Here is a 13,512-nt window from a genome sequence, read left to right as displayed (position 1 = left end):
ATATGCAGAAAATTACAGTAATTGGTACAGGCTACGTCGGCTTAGTATCCGGGACATGCTTTGCAGAGATGGGAAACCGGATCGTTTGCTGTGATGTGAATAAAGATAAGATTGCGACGCTGCGCAAAGGAGAAATCCCCATTTATGAACCGGGTCTGAAGGAGTTGGTTGCTAAGAATGTAGCGGAAAACCGTCTTTGCTTCACTTCCGAGGTTGGCGAGGCGATTGAGGACTCCGACATTGTCTATATCGCTGTAGGTACCCCGATGGGAGAGAACGGGGAAGCCGACATGCGATATATAAAAGAAGTCGCCAAAACAATCGGTAAACACTTGAACACCTATAAGATTATAGTGAACAAAAGTACCGTTCCTGTAGGAACAGGAGAGCTTGTACGAACGATCATCAGCAACCATAGGACGAATGACCGGATTCATTTTGATGTGGTATCGAATCCCGAATTTCTGCGCGAAGGCTCGGCGATTATGGATTGCATGAATATGGATCGAGCGGTCATCGGTACGGCGAGCGAAAAGGCTGCTAGAGTCATTGCCAAGCTCCATGAACCGTTGAATACGAAAATTTTCATTACTGATTTACAAAGTGCTGAAATGATTAAATATGCAGCAAACGCGTTCTTGGCAACGAAGATTTCATTCATTAATGCGATTGCCAACATCTGTGAACGCGTCGGGGCCGATATTACCCAAGTGTCAGAAGGAATGGGACTCGATAGCCGTATCGGCGGGAAATTTCTTCAGGCTGGAATTGGGTATGGCGGTTCTTGCTTTCCGAAGGATACGCTGGCTCTTTCCCATATGTCGGATCAGGCTGGCTATGACTTCTCCTTGTTGAAATCCGTGATTTCCACGAATGAGGCTCAACCGCACGTCTTGTTGGACAAGCTGGATCAGATGATTGGTGATGTTTCCGGCAAGCGAATCGCCGTGCTGGGGCTAGCCTTTAAACCGAATACGGATGATATGCGCTGTGCCCCATCCCTTACTATCATTCCTGAACTACTCCGAAAGGGCGCGATTGTTCAGGCTTACGACCCTGTAGCAATACCGAATGCGAAGACGCAGCTTCCTGCTGAAGTCGCTTATTTTCAGAGTGTTGAGGCGGCTGTAGCGGATTGCGATGCCTGTCTCATATTGACTGAGTGGGAGGAGATTGTCGGTATGGAGCTCTCGGGCATCCATCAATTGATGAAGACTCCTCATATTGTAGATGGACGTAATTGTTTCGCGTTAAGTACGATGATTGATCAGGGTTTCGTTTATCACTCCATTGGCAGACCTGCAGTGAAATCGGCAAGGAGTGAATCACATCCGGTCAATTATTAAATTTCTTCCCTTAGCGCCTGTATTGCTGTGGACGCTGCTCATCTTTCATTTTTCTTCTCAGTCACATCAGGAGCAGAGCATACAGCCAATTTTACATAAATGGTTTACAAAGGAGGGGATGCTTAGCGTAGTTCCTGAATTAACAGTCCACTACCATCATGCTACGATTAGGGCCAAGGAGCAGCCATTTGAGTTTATTGAATTTGTATTTCGTAAAAGTTCCCATTTATTTATATACGCCGTACTTGCTGCTGTCAGCTGCTGGGCGATATTGCCATTAAAACGGATATTTACGCAGCTGCTGATGGTGGTCTTGTATGTTACGTTGATTGCCTGCGCAGATGAATGGAACCAAATGCGAAGCGTGCAGCGTACGAGCGCAATACAGGATGTCGTGCTGGATATATGTGGCGGTCTCCTTGGCTTAATCGGGTTCCTAACAGGCTTGTTCCTTTTTCATAAAATCAGACGTGGTCGCACACTTTGGAGAGGTGAGGTTAGATGGCAGCGAAAATGAAAAAAAGAGTGATAATTGGCCTTTTACTCGCATTGTTACTGATTGGCGTATATTTTGCTGCACAAGCAAGTGAGAGTGCTTTTAACACTTCGGCAATACCAACGTCATCCGCAGTTCCAGATTTACAGGTCGAATCCGTCCCGACCGTCACTGCAGATGACCTTGACGTGAATGCTCATCCACCTGCTTCGACACCTAAGCCCTCCAAGGAAAGCTACTCGGCTGAGGTTTCTCATGATAAGGCGGCTCAGGTTAAGGATGAAATTTCACTTTCGGAACAGATGAAAATTACCGCCATTCTGCTAAATAAGCTGAGTGCTAGCGATCTCAAACTGTTCCAGAATTTGTTTGACAGCGGTATGTCACTCGAAGAGAAGAAGAAGGCGAAGGAAGTCATTATGAAGAAATTGACGGAAGAAGAGTATGATGAACTGATTGCAATTGCTTCCAAATATGGCTTAAGTAAAGGCAAAAGCTACGAGGAATCTCTAAAAGAACAAAAATAAAAAATGAAACAAGGAGTGACTTAAATGAAAGTTATCATTAACAAGCGTAATGCAGCTAAAGTGCTATCTGTTGCTGCATTGGCAGTCCTTTTGACAGCCACTGTACCTGTTAAACAGGTGGAAGCGGCATCCATAAATTTTCAAAATCAAGCCCCTCTTACCATTCAAATTAATGGTTCATCCGTTATCTTGGGCTCTTTCCTTGAAAACATCTATGGTTTTGCAAAATGGACTAACAGCAGTAACGTAAATCCAAACGGCAAGCAAGAACCTAAGAAAACAGAACCAACTAAACCCGAGCAGGCCAAACCGGACAAAGATAAGGGCAAGGACAAGGACAAGGACAAGGACAAGGACAAGGACAAGGACAAAGACAAGGATAAAGACAAAGACAAAGACAAAGACAAACCTCAGCACGACAGTAAGAAAGAGTATGAAGCGATTACGAAGGAATCTACAAGTCAACTAATTAGCCTGCGTAATGAGAGCAAGCAGGAATTAATGGAGATCGCGATTGAAGCAAAAAGTACGAAAGACCCCAAAGTCAGAGCGCAGCTTTTTGAAAAAGGTCAAACGGTCTTTGAACAGAAAGAAAGCAAGTTTAATGCCATCATTGACAGCGCTAGAAGTAAACTGGAGGCTAAGGGATTGAGTACAGAAATCATTGGCCAATATCAAGCGGAATTCACCGAAGAAGTAGAAGCAGGCAAGAGCTTGTTAAAAAACTTAATGAAATAACTTACAAATATTGTAAATTAAAAGGCCCTGAGTCTTCTGTTATTATCACAGAGAGCTCAGGGCCTTTTTATTATTTACGTTTTTTTGTAAGCGACACGATCAGGGACAAAGCTCCAAGTACGACTGCCGCAATGGAGAGGTAGAGGGAAGTGTTGGATGTAGTTCCGCTGGCTGCAGCACTTCCAGCCGTTACCTGTCCGTGGCTGTCTGTCGTAGCACCGGTGGCTGCTTTGGCTTTGACCGTCGTTACGGAAGCAGGTTTGTCTGATCCATTAGCGCCGACCCATTCAACTACGCTGCCATCTTTATAAGTTTGATAAGCTTTCCACACGATCTCGGTAGCAGTATCAGCCACTTTGCCTTGCATATTGAATTCACCGAATTCCGTACTAGCCAGTCCATCTCCGGTTGCTTTCCAAGTGACACCTGTAATTTTACCAGCTGTATCTTTGGCTAGCTCGTAGGTCCAACCTGCTTTGGGCTCGAAGCGAGAAACCGCTACAGCATCCATAGGGAATTTCACTTCTACTTTCACAGTAGGAATGTCTTTCTCAGAAGGTACGCGAACAGTGAATTTCTCGTAGCTGCCTTGTGTGGATTCTTTGGGATATACAGTAACGTGTGCGCTGGCGATACCCGCGAGAAGCATAGAACCAATCAACATAATACCTGCATTTAAAATAAGCTTTTTAAACATAAATCGTGTTCCCCTTTCAAGTTAACTCTTATCATGTTGTCCATATTACCTGATCGACAAGCATAAGAGTATGACTCGACTGGGCTATTTTTGAGGGTTAGTTTTGTCCTTTTCGTGTCAATCCGTGCTTAATGGCGAATGCGGTGAGCTGAACACGATTCTCGAGTCCAAGCTTTACCAATATATTTTTCATATGATTTTTAACTGTATGTTCGGATATCAGAAGCTTTTCTGCAATCTGCCGGTTGTTATCCCCTAAGGCAACATAGGCGGTAATTTCCTGTTCACGATAGGTCAACATGCTCGGTGTCGGGCCTTCCGTATGCGTACCCATGGGTGCGCGGAATCGTTGGAAAAGCTTATCCGCCATCCCCCTGGCGACTTCAGAATTATCATCGAGCAGCGCGCGTAGGTAAGTGAGCCATTCGTCAGGATCCATGTTTTTTAACAAATAACCTTGAGCTCCGAATTGCAGCGCTGTAAAGAGGTCTGCGACATCATCGGACACGGTGAGCATGACGATGCGAATAGCCCCGTAGGCTTGTTTAATGCGCCGCGTTGCTTCAAGTCCATCCATAGGGGACATATGTATATCCATCAAAATCACATCAGGCGCGACCTCACCGCAAAGAAGAATAGCTTCTTCACCGCTGCTCGCTTCCCCCACAATATAGAAATCGGATACAGGCTCCAGCATGCTGCGAATTGCTTTCCTAGCCAGTGGATGATCGTCTACGATCAGAATACGGAACGGCTGATTGCTCAGCATTAGATTTTCCTCCTATCTGCTTGTACCAAAAGTGTAGTTCCGGTTGCCATCTCGTCATGTTCTTTCATCTTAAGCTCGAAAGATGCACCTAGCTCGGCCGCACGCTTCTGCATTAATTCAATGCCATAGGTCTTCCCCTTTGATGCTCCGTGATCCAGCCCATTTCCGTTATCCGTAATCTGTAGTCGCCATGCCTCAGGACGAGCTTCCAGAACAATTGAAGTTTGCGTTGCCATGGAATGCTTGCGTATATTGGTGAACGCTTCTTGTATAATGCCGAAAAGCTGAACTTCTTCTCCAGAAGAGAAGCTGTTCCCTTCAACAGCTAACTTCTCATGAAGCTCAATACCCGTCACCAATTGCCAATTCTCCAGAAATTTATGGATACGCTGCTGGAAGTTAGCTCCTTCCTCCGGTGGTGTTCTTAGGTTAAAAATGGCTTGTCGCAGTGAGTTATCGATTTCGGACACAGCTGCTCTGGCTTCTTCTAAATCTCCTTGCTTCAACTTCACATTAAGGAAGAAAAGGGTTTGAGCCAAGTCATCATGCAGTTCTCCGGCCAAACGCTCGCGTTCTTCATAGACGGCTCTGCGGGCTTCACCGATTGTCACTTTCTCATTGCTGCGCTCAATACTTTGAAACATCCACGAAGCGAAGAGATAGGAAAGCAGCAAAGTAATGATGGTAATCGTGAAATTACCAGCTTCCATGGTTAAATAATTAAGTAAAAATTCATGACGAATATACTCAAAACCGCCGATGATGAGAACGGGCACAAGAATCGTAAAAAGCTTGAAAACACGAAGAGACATAGGGTCGATCCATTCCTTTCCGTAGTCCATCTTTGGAACGGTTTCTATTATATCAGATATGTGTTAGATTTCTTCACAATAAATGAGGTAAGTACTTCTCAAGCCATGCACACGTGTGCTACATTATTACTAAATCGTAACACGAATAGAAAGGCAGGGTGTCAAACATGTGGAAATCAATTCTACAGCAGAGAAGAAGCTGGGCTGGATACGTTGGCGTGATCGTCCTCCTACATATATTCGGGCTTATAGGATTGTATAGTGTAGCGAAAATGACGCCTGCCTTTTGGGGGATTGGGCTCCTTGCCTACACGTTAGGGATGCGGCATGCTTTCGACGTTGACCATATTGCAGCGATCGATAATACCGTACGCAAGCTCGTTCAGCAGAAGAAGAATCCATTGGGTGTTGGTTTCTACTTTTCATTGGGACACTCCTCTGTCGTGTTCGTTATGGCCATTGTAACTGCTTTCTCCGTACAATGGGCAGAGCGCGAGCTTCCTTGGATGCAGCGTTTTGGGGGTGTTATCGGCGCTTCGGTTTCCGGTCTGTTTCTTGTTATTATTGGGATTTTAAACTTACTCATTCTTATCAATCTATATAAAATGTTCTTGAAATTTCGTGGCGGCACCAATGATGATAAAGAGTTTGAGGAGCTTCTTGAGTCCCGTGGATTCATTGCTCGAATGATCAAACCACTCTTCTCTTTCATAGGCAAAAGCTGGCATGTCTACCCGTTAGGTTTTCTCTTTGGTTTAGGTTTTGATACGGCGAGCGAAATTGCGCTGCTAGCGATCTCAGCCCACGCGGCGAAGGAAGCTATCCCTTTCATTGGCGTCATTTCACTTCCTCTGCTGTTCGCGGCAGGGATGAGCCTCTTCGATACAGCGGATGGGATGTTCATGACCAAAGCTTACAAATGGGCATTTCATACACCGGTACGTAAGCTTTATTACAATTTAACTGTGACTGCTTTGGCTGTCATTGCTGCTTTAATCATTGGCGTGATCGAACTAGGTCAAGTTCTCTCTGAAGAATTCAGCTTGGAAGGGACTTTCTGGACGTGGCTGCAGGAGATTGATTTCGGGACATTAGGCTATATCTTAGTTGCTCTGTTCGTGGTGGCATGGGCCATTTCCATTGCGGTTTGGAAAGGGCTGAAAATTGAGGAACGCTGGCGTGCTAAAGTATAACCCACCCGCGATAATTGTGGTCTCAGTTCGCTTATGAGGCCACTTTTTGTTATGGATAACAATGGAATATGAATATTTTCTAAAGGTTAGGATAGAAAAAAGGATTTTGCCGAAATACGTTGAAAGTAGTCTGTCTGAACTTCAGATAATCTGTAGAAGAAAGTAGGACTTATATGATTGAGTTTAAGCATATTTCCAAAGTATATCCTAACGGAACTGTTGGTTTAAATGACATTAACTTAACCATTCACCCCGGAGAATTCGTTGTTATTGTAGGTCTATCGGGAGCAGGTAAGTCTACCTTACTGCGTTCCATTAACCGTTTGCATGAGACGACCGATGGACAAATATTAATCGACGGTAAATCGATTACAACGGCGAATGGTGCCGAATTGCGCCGCATGCGCAGAGATATCGGGATGATCTTCCAAACCTTTAATCTGGTCAAGCGTTCAACCGTGATTCGAAACGTATTATCGGGCCGTGTAGGCTATCATTCCACCCTGCGTACAGTTCTTGGTTTGTTTCCCAAACATGATATCGAGCTTTCCCTGAAAGCGCTGGAAAGAGTCAATATTCGGGAAAAGGCTTATTCACGCGCCGATGAATTGTCCGGCGGTCAACAGCAGCGTGTTTCCATCGCAAGAGCGCTGGCACAAGAAGCGAAAATCATTTTAGCGGATGAGCCAGTAGCCTCACTAGATCCATTAACGACGAGACAAGTGATGGATGATTTGAAACGGATTAATACAGAGCTTGGCATAACGACTGTCGTTAACCTTCACTTTATTGACCTTGCCCGTGAATATGCAACTCGCATTATCGGACTTCGCGCAGGTAAAGTCGTATACGACGGACCTGTAGCAGAAGCCACGGATGATGTATTCTCCGAGATATATGGCCGGGCGATTAAGAAAGACGAGCTGTTGGGGGTGCAGGAGGAGTGAGTGTAGCGACCGTCAAGAAGCCTCCTCGTACGAAGATCTATCTTATTGCCCTGATCATGGTGCTTTTCCTGATTGGGAGTATTTATCAGACAGATGCGACGCTGACGAAGCTCGTGACCGGTACTCCGGAGATAATTAAATTCATAGCCGAGATGTTTCCGCCGGATTGGCTGTTTTTCGCTGATATATGGAAGCCAATGGCACAAACGCTGCAGATGTCCATTATCGGTACAGCAATTGGAGCCCTGTTTGCATTCCCGATGGCATTGTTAGCAGCTCGAAATGTTACTACAGCACCATGGTTGTTCTATCCAGCTAGACTTATCATGAATCTATTCCGAACAATTCCAGATCTGCTCTACGCAGCACTGTTTGCCGTTCTAGTAGGCTTTGGCCCAACGGCCGGTACACTTGCACTAATCTTCTTCACCTTTGGTATTATATCAAAGCTTTCTTACGAATCAACGGAAGCTATTGACCCCGGACCGATTGAAGCCATGACGGCTGTTGGCGCTAACAAGCTCAAACTCATTCGATTCGGCGTCATTCCTCAGGTTGCGCCTACGTACTTAGCTCATTTATTGTACACATTCGAAGTTAGTATTCGCGCCTCAGCCATTCTCGGTTTGGTTGGAGCCGGCGGTATTGGCTTGCTGCTCAAAAACACGTTGGATCTGTTTCGTTATGATCAATCCTGCGCCATTGTTATTTATACCCTATTAGTTGTTGTTATTATTGATTTGGTCAGCACACGATTCCGTTCCTATTTGCTAAAAGGCAGTGCGAAACCGATGTCAGCTTCGCGTTCAACGACGTATAAGGCAGCAGGTTGGATTGCCGTCATTGCCTTATTCATATGGGCACTAACCGGTCTTGAGTTGACGGGTTTCCAACCAACGACTTGGATACTCACGAAATCCATGTTATCTGGTTTAGTACATCCTGACTGGGCCTATGTGTATATCCCAGAAGGAGAAGATTTACTTCGATCCTTGCTTGAAACCTTATCGATTTCCTACTTAGGGAACTTTGTTTCAGCGGTTGTCTGTATCCCGTTTGCCTTCTGGGCAGCAGCGAATATGAGCCGATTCCGTGCCGTTTCAGGCACAGGGAAATTGTTCTTAAGTGTCGTGAGAACAATACCGGAGATTATTATGGCTTTGATCTTTATTAAAGCTGTAGGCCCGAATGCCTTTGCTGGGGTTATGGCATTAGGACTTCACTCTGTAGGGATGCTCGGCAAGCTTTATGCAGAAGCCATTGAGAATATGGATATGGGACCTACGGAAGCCATGACAGCTGTAGGTGCTAACATTTGGCAGCGGATGGCGTTTGCCGTGGTGCCGCAGGTCATTCCCGATTTCATTTCGTATACCTTATATCGCTTTGAAATTAATGTTCGTTCAGCGACATTGCTAGGGGTTATTGGTGCAGGTGGTATTGGTACGCCACTTATCTTCGCTCTTAACGCAAGGCAGTGGCCGCGAGTAGGTATCATCCTTATTGGTATTATTGTCACCGTCTCTGTCATTGACTACATCTCAGGTACACTCCGCAAACGTATTGTGTGAGGACTTGGGGAAGTTAAGAACAAGTGAAATTTAGTTGAAAAAAGCCTCCAATTCCAGCTTTCTTAGTGGTTTTGGAGGCTTATTTGTTTGCAAATGGGGGCTTTTTATATAGGTTGGCCCAACTAGGGCAGTACAGTTTGTTTGTTTAAGGGTATAAAAGGATGGCTGTTTTTCGGATTTCGCGGATCGTGGAAAAGACAGTTCGGAGGAAGATTTTTACAACGATATAGGTGCATTAGCTCGCGGAGCTCTCGCCGAAAGCGCGGTTTTCGCGCTTATTTGTTCGAGCGCTCCACATTAAGCGCGGTTTCCGCGCTTTCAAAGCACACAGGCGCGGGACTGACTACTGAGAAGTCGATTTTCGGCTTCTCAGGCATTACCGACGAGCATTGGCTCGCGGAGCTCTCGCTGAAAGCGCGGTTTTTGCGCTTATTTGTTCGAGCGCTCCACATTAAGCGCGGTTTCCGCGTTTTCACAGCACGCAGGCGCAGGACTGACTACTGAGAAGTCGATTTTCAGCTTCTCAGGCTCTACCGACGTATAGATTGTTGTACAAACTACAAAATAAAACTTCCTTAAGGGGAGATCTCTATTTAATCATTAGCTGTAGTGCCTTCCTAGGGCAACCAAGCGAAGTGATCTATTTCCACGATGTGTCTTTGATTGGGTGAATGAATCCAAGACCGGTTCTAATACTTCAATTTGTTCGATCAGCTCTATAGGAATCAAGACGTTATTCAATTTCAAAAGTCGAAAAGCAGGATAGTAGTTCGTAATAACCCCCCTTATCTCGTCTTTATCGCACCGGATAGAGACTTCTTTTTTGCAGCTAATAAGCATTTCGAACATTCAATTTTTCACCTCACTATGATATATGACAGGTCCAGGTAAACGTTTGTCATGCAAAAGTAAAAAAAAATTTACGCGGACGTGCCACATTCATAGTATGCAAGGGAGGTTCGGTGTAGAATGTAAAAAATACCTCTACATGATTCAAAAAGATCATGTAGAGGTATTTTCATTTCCAGGGAGCTAAGCTTATTTCAAGCCCATTTCTTTGTTAACATCACGAACGATGTTAAATTTGGCATCATCAGAAACTACATAGCCTTTGTGTGAGTAAACATCGAAAATGACTTTTTGACCTTCTGGGTCGTTACCAATAGCAATGAATGCGTCTTGGATTTTCTTTTTCCATGCTGCATCCATATCGGGACGAACAGCAATTGTATCATTTGGAATTTTGTCAGAGTAGCTAAGCACGCGAGTTTGTTTGAATACATCTGGGTAATCTTTCAACATAGTTGTACGAATGTCTTGGAATACGCCTACAGCGTCAACTTGACCGTTAAGAAGAGCGATAACTGCTTTATCATGGCCTTGGAATGGAACGCCAGTTACATCTTTAACTGGATCTACGCCAGCTTTTTTCAGTACGAATCCTGGGTAAGTGTAGCCAGCAGCGGATGTAACACCTTGCCAGCCCATTTTCTTGCCTTTCAGATCAGCAACTGATTTGATTGGGGAATCTGCTTTAACTAGAATTTCTGATTTATAGAAATCAACTAAATCCTTCGTTGGTTGGCCTGTTGCATCGTCAACGCCTAAGCGCGTTGCTTGTAAAAGCAGGTCTGCTGCTTTGCGAGTGTCATGAGCAACAACGTAGTTACTTGGAGGCAAAAAGCCAACATCCACTTGTTTGGAGGCCATTGCTTCGATAACAACGTTATAATCTGTTGAAACGGAAACCTTAACTGGGATGCCCAGTTTGTCTCCTAATAGTTTCTCAAGCGGCTTTGCTTTTGCTTCAAGCGTTTCTGCATTTTGGGAAGGAACGAACTGTACTTTAAGCTCTTTAGGAACGAAGCCTGCAGCTGCAGCTGGTGTAGCGGAAGCTTTCGCAGATGCGGATGCAGCAGGAGCTGTTTCCTCTTTTTTAGCACAGCCTGCAAGAACACCTGCAGCAACGATCATGGACAAACTAATGACAGTAAATTTTTTCATCATCTTTTTTTGACCTCCGTCTAATTGTTTACTTTTATCTATGATGTACTATAACATTATCATATAATATATGGAAGATAGTGTGAAGTATTTGTTAACCTATGACAATTGGTATGTGTGGCGTCACAAAATAACATCTTGGAGTGAGTAATTTGACTCAATCTAGCAAGCTTGAGAAAAGTAGAGTAACTATATTAGAAACAAGTGATCTGCATGGAAATATGCTGCCTATTCACTATGCAAACAATCAACCTAACGATGTGGGTCTATCCAAAGTGGCTGCGCTGATTGCCGCCGAACGTAAGAGAGAAGCTCATGTTGTTGTGATCGATAATGGGGATCTGATTCAAGGAACGCCACTTGCGTATCATCATGCTAGATTGAATAACGAGCCGATAGATCCAATGGTTCTTGGTCTGAACTATATGGATTATGATGCGGCCGTTATTGGCAATCATGAATTTAACTATGGACTTCGTGTGCTGCGAAAAGCGGTTCAGGAATCCAAGTTTCCTTGGTTATGTGCCAACATTGTGGATGCGGAGAGCGGAGAACCGTTCCTAGGAAAGCCATATTTGATTAAAGAGTTACCGGACGGCGTTCGCATTGGCATTCTAGGATTGACAACTCCCTATATTCCGAATTGGGAAAATCCCGATCATATCGAGGGTCTACGGTTCGAAGATGCTTTGGAGTCAGCTAAAAAATGGGTTAAGGTACTCAAGGAGCATGAGCAAGTGGATGCCGTTGTTGTCTCCTACCATGGCGGTTTTGAAAGACATCTAACGACGGGTGAGCCAACGGAGCCTCTAACGGGAGAAAATCAGGGCTTTCAACTATGTATGGAAGTAGAAGGTATAGATGTACTGCTTACAGGGCATCAACACCGAAGCATTGCGGGAGTAGAAATCAATGGTGTCGTCATTGTTCAACCAGGAACTGCCGGTGTAACACTCGGTAAAGTTGAATTAGAGCTCTCGAAGAAAGATGGCAAATGGCGCATCGATGCCAAGAAATCGGAGCTGCTTTCTGTGGCAAATGTTGAAGCGGACAGTAGATTGATAGAGCTTGTTAGTGCTTATGAAGCGAATACTCAGGAGTGGCTTGACCAACCAATTGGTAAGCTGTCCGGAGATATGCTCGTCAAAGATCCTATGCAAATTCGCTTGAAGGACAATGCGCTAATTGAGTTCATCAATCGTGTTCAAATGGAGCTCTCGGGAGCAGCTATTTCCAATACTGCGCTATTTGATAACGTATCGCCTGGATTTCCTTCGGATATTACAATGAGGGATATTGTCTCCAACTACATTTACCCCAATACACTGAAAGTGATTCGGATTTCCGGACAAGACATCAAGGATGCTTTAGAGCAATCAGCAGAATACTTTGAGTTAACATCAGCTGGTGAAGTTCAAGTAAGCAGCAAGTTTAGAGACCCGAAGCCGTCGCATTATAACTATGATATGTGGGAAGGGATTACCTATAAATTGAATATATCCCGTCCAATCGGCATGCGTGTCGTACAACTGGAATATGAAGGGAAACCACTGGATCTTGAAGCCTCATACGATGTTGTTATGAATAATTACCGAGCTGCAGGCGGAGGCAATTATGCGATGTTCCAGGATAAACCGGTCATCAAGGATATCCCAACGGATGTAGCAGAACTTTTGGCAGGATACATCATGGAGCGAGGTACTATTGAAGCTAGCGTGAACGAGAACTGGGAAGTCATCTGGGACTAGAGTGTTGCCATAAATAAAGCCGTACATAAGAGAGCGTGTAGACTCTTTCTTGTGTACGGCTTTTTGTTTATTCGCGAATATATTCCCTGTCCCCTGATCTAGGATTGTAATACACGCGATAGGTGAATCCATCCTTTGGATCAATGAACACTTCTGACGTTGAGACAAAGCCGTTTGAAGGCTTGCTAGGCGTCGTTGAACCGTTGTTCTTATAGCGTTTATCATAGATGAAATAGCCCAGAAGAAGGAGAATAATAAAGCCGATAACCCATGTTCCATAGATAAGCAAAATCGGACCGAGTCCACTCATAGCCTGCGTGTCCGGACGGCGGTGCCATAAGCGACGATTTCACTCATATTTTGTCCGATGTCACCGCTATCGAAACGCATCATTACAATAGCATCAGCGCCCATAGCTGCGGCATTTTTGACTAATCGGTCCATGGCTTGCTTACGCCCGTCTTCTACCATCTGGGTATACTGCGTGACTTCCCCGCCAACAAGTCCTTTTAAAGAGGCAAGAATATCACCACCAATCCCTCTGGCTCTTACAACGACCCCAAATGTACTGCCCAACACTTCCGTGACTTCATAGCCTGCGATGTTTTCAGTTGTAGCTACGATCATAAAGATCATCTCCTTTTTTTGTAAAATAGACTCTTGC

Annotated in this window: 14 protein-coding genes and 1 pseudogene; 9 read left to right on the top strand and 6 right to left on the bottom strand. The window is 44.7% G+C overall.

Going from position 1 to position 13,512, the window contains the following annotated elements; all coding sequences use genetic code 11:
* Positions 1 to 2 precede the first annotated feature (2 nt).
* From tuaD to ASG93_RS35955, 4 genes are read left to right on the top strand one after another with little or no spacing between them, the layout of a single operon-like run.
* Positions 3 to 1,346, top strand: coding sequence for a UDP-glucose 6-dehydrogenase TuaD (gene tuaD / locus ASG93_RS21220; protein WP_056834946.1), 1,344 nt, complete (start codon positions 3 to 5; stop codon positions 1,344 to 1,346).
* Entirely contained in the window at positions 1,321 to 1,863 is a 543-nt protein-coding gene (locus tag ASG93_RS21215) for a VanZ family protein (RefSeq protein ID WP_082615002.1), read from the top strand. The genes tuaD and ASG93_RS21215 overlap by 26 nt, the downstream gene beginning before the upstream one ends.
* Positions 1,848 to 2,369 (top strand): hypothetical protein, encoded by a 522-nt coding sequence (locus tag ASG93_RS21210; protein ID WP_056834941.1) that lies wholly within the window; start codon positions 1,848 to 1,850, stop codon positions 2,367 to 2,369. Before ASG93_RS21215 ends, ASG93_RS21210 begins: the two co-directional genes overlap by 16 nt.
* Positions 2,370 to 2,393: 24 nt before the next feature.
* A complete protein-coding gene (locus ASG93_RS35955; RefSeq protein ID WP_056834939.1) occupies positions 2,394 to 3,107 on the top strand; it encodes a hypothetical protein in 714 nt (237 codons plus the stop codon).
* A gap of 70 nt (positions 3,108 to 3,177) precedes the next feature.
* Here ASG93_RS35955 and ASG93_RS21200 read toward each other — a convergent pair whose 3' ends face one another.
* The 3 genes from ASG93_RS21200 to ASG93_RS21190 all read right to left on the bottom strand — a co-directional run bounded on the left by ASG93_RS21200 (position 3,178) and on the right by ASG93_RS21190 (position 5,385).
* Positions 3,178 to 3,804 (bottom strand): YcnI family protein, encoded by a 627-nt coding sequence (locus ASG93_RS21200; RefSeq protein ID WP_056834937.1) that lies wholly within the window; start codon positions 3,802 to 3,804, stop codon positions 3,178 to 3,180.
* 97 nt (positions 3,805 to 3,901) lie between these two features.
* On the bottom strand, positions 3,902 to 4,573 hold the full coding sequence (locus tag ASG93_RS21195; protein ID WP_056834934.1) for a response regulator: 672 nt from the start codon (positions 4,571 to 4,573) through the stop codon (positions 3,902 to 3,904).
* Positions 4,573 to 5,385 (bottom strand): sensor histidine kinase, encoded by an 813-nt coding sequence (locus tag ASG93_RS21190; RefSeq protein ID WP_056834932.1) that lies wholly within the window; start codon positions 5,383 to 5,385, stop codon positions 4,573 to 4,575. The genes ASG93_RS21195 and ASG93_RS21190 overlap by 1 nt, the downstream gene beginning before the upstream one ends.
* A gap of 167 nt (positions 5,386 to 5,552) precedes the next feature.
* Between ASG93_RS21190 and ASG93_RS21185 the strand changes: the two genes are divergently transcribed.
* From ASG93_RS21185 to phnE (ASG93_RS21175), 4 genes and pseudogenes are all read left to right on the top strand, one after another.
* The gene (locus ASG93_RS21185; RefSeq protein ID WP_056834929.1) at positions 5,553 to 6,578 is read left to right on the top strand and encodes a HoxN/HupN/NixA family nickel/cobalt transporter; all 1,026 of its coding nucleotides are present in this window, start codon (positions 5,553 to 5,555) and stop codon (positions 6,576 to 6,578) included.
* Positions 6,579 to 6,751: 173 nt separating this feature from the next.
* Positions 6,752 to 7,525: a phosphonate ABC transporter ATP-binding protein gene (gene phnC, locus ASG93_RS21180; RefSeq protein WP_056834927.1), complete on the top strand. Its 774-nt coding sequence runs from the start codon at positions 6,752 to 6,754 to the stop codon at positions 7,523 to 7,525.
* Positions 7,522 to 8,283 (top strand): annotated as a pseudogene (phnE, locus tag ASG93_RS34365) (phosphonate ABC transporter, permease protein PhnE); the annotation flags it as partial. The gene phnC and the pseudogene phnE (ASG93_RS34365), both read left to right, overlap by 4 nt.
* Positions 8,284 to 8,316: 33 nt before the next feature.
* Entirely contained in the window at positions 8,317 to 9,096 is a 780-nt protein-coding gene (phnE, locus tag ASG93_RS21175; protein WP_056835170.1) for a phosphonate ABC transporter, permease protein PhnE, read from the top strand.
* 1,038 nt (positions 9,097 to 10,134) lie between these two features.
* Here the strand turns inward: phnE (ASG93_RS21175) and ASG93_RS21165 are convergent.
* Entirely contained in the window at positions 10,135 to 11,103 is a 969-nt protein-coding gene (locus ASG93_RS21165) for a phosphate/phosphite/phosphonate ABC transporter substrate-binding protein (protein ID WP_056834924.1), read from the bottom strand.
* Positions 11,104 to 11,252: 149 nt separating this feature from the next.
* Between ASG93_RS21165 and ASG93_RS21160 the strand changes: the two genes are divergently transcribed.
* A complete protein-coding gene (locus ASG93_RS21160; RefSeq protein WP_268796038.1) occupies positions 11,253 to 12,848 on the top strand; it encodes a bifunctional metallophosphatase/5'-nucleotidase in 1,596 nt (531 codons plus the stop codon).
* A gap of 67 nt (positions 12,849 to 12,915) precedes the next feature.
* Here ASG93_RS21160 and ASG93_RS21155 read toward each other — a convergent pair whose 3' ends face one another.
* Both ASG93_RS21155 and ASG93_RS21150 read right to left on the bottom strand, forming a co-directional pair.
* Positions 12,916 to 13,158: a hypothetical protein gene (locus ASG93_RS21155; protein ID WP_056834922.1), complete on the bottom strand. Its 243-nt coding sequence runs from the start codon at positions 13,156 to 13,158 to the stop codon at positions 12,916 to 12,918.
* Positions 13,155 to 13,475 carry a heavy metal-binding domain-containing protein gene (locus tag ASG93_RS21150; RefSeq protein WP_029194039.1) on the bottom strand — a complete coding sequence of 107 codons (321 nt, stop codon included), beginning with the start codon at positions 13,473 to 13,475 and terminating at the stop codon, positions 13,155 to 13,157. Before ASG93_RS21150 ends, ASG93_RS21155 begins: the two co-directional genes overlap by 4 nt.
* Between the last annotated feature and the right edge of the window lie 37 nt (positions 13,476 to 13,512).

This window comes from Paenibacillus sp. Soil787, from assembly GCF_001429545.1.
In the GTDB taxonomy this organism is placed as follows: domain Bacteria; phylum Bacillota; class Bacilli; order Paenibacillales; family NBRC-103111; genus Paenibacillus_E.
Note: the sequence above shows the minus strand (reverse complement) of the source record. Positions and strands in the feature narration are given on the sequence as shown.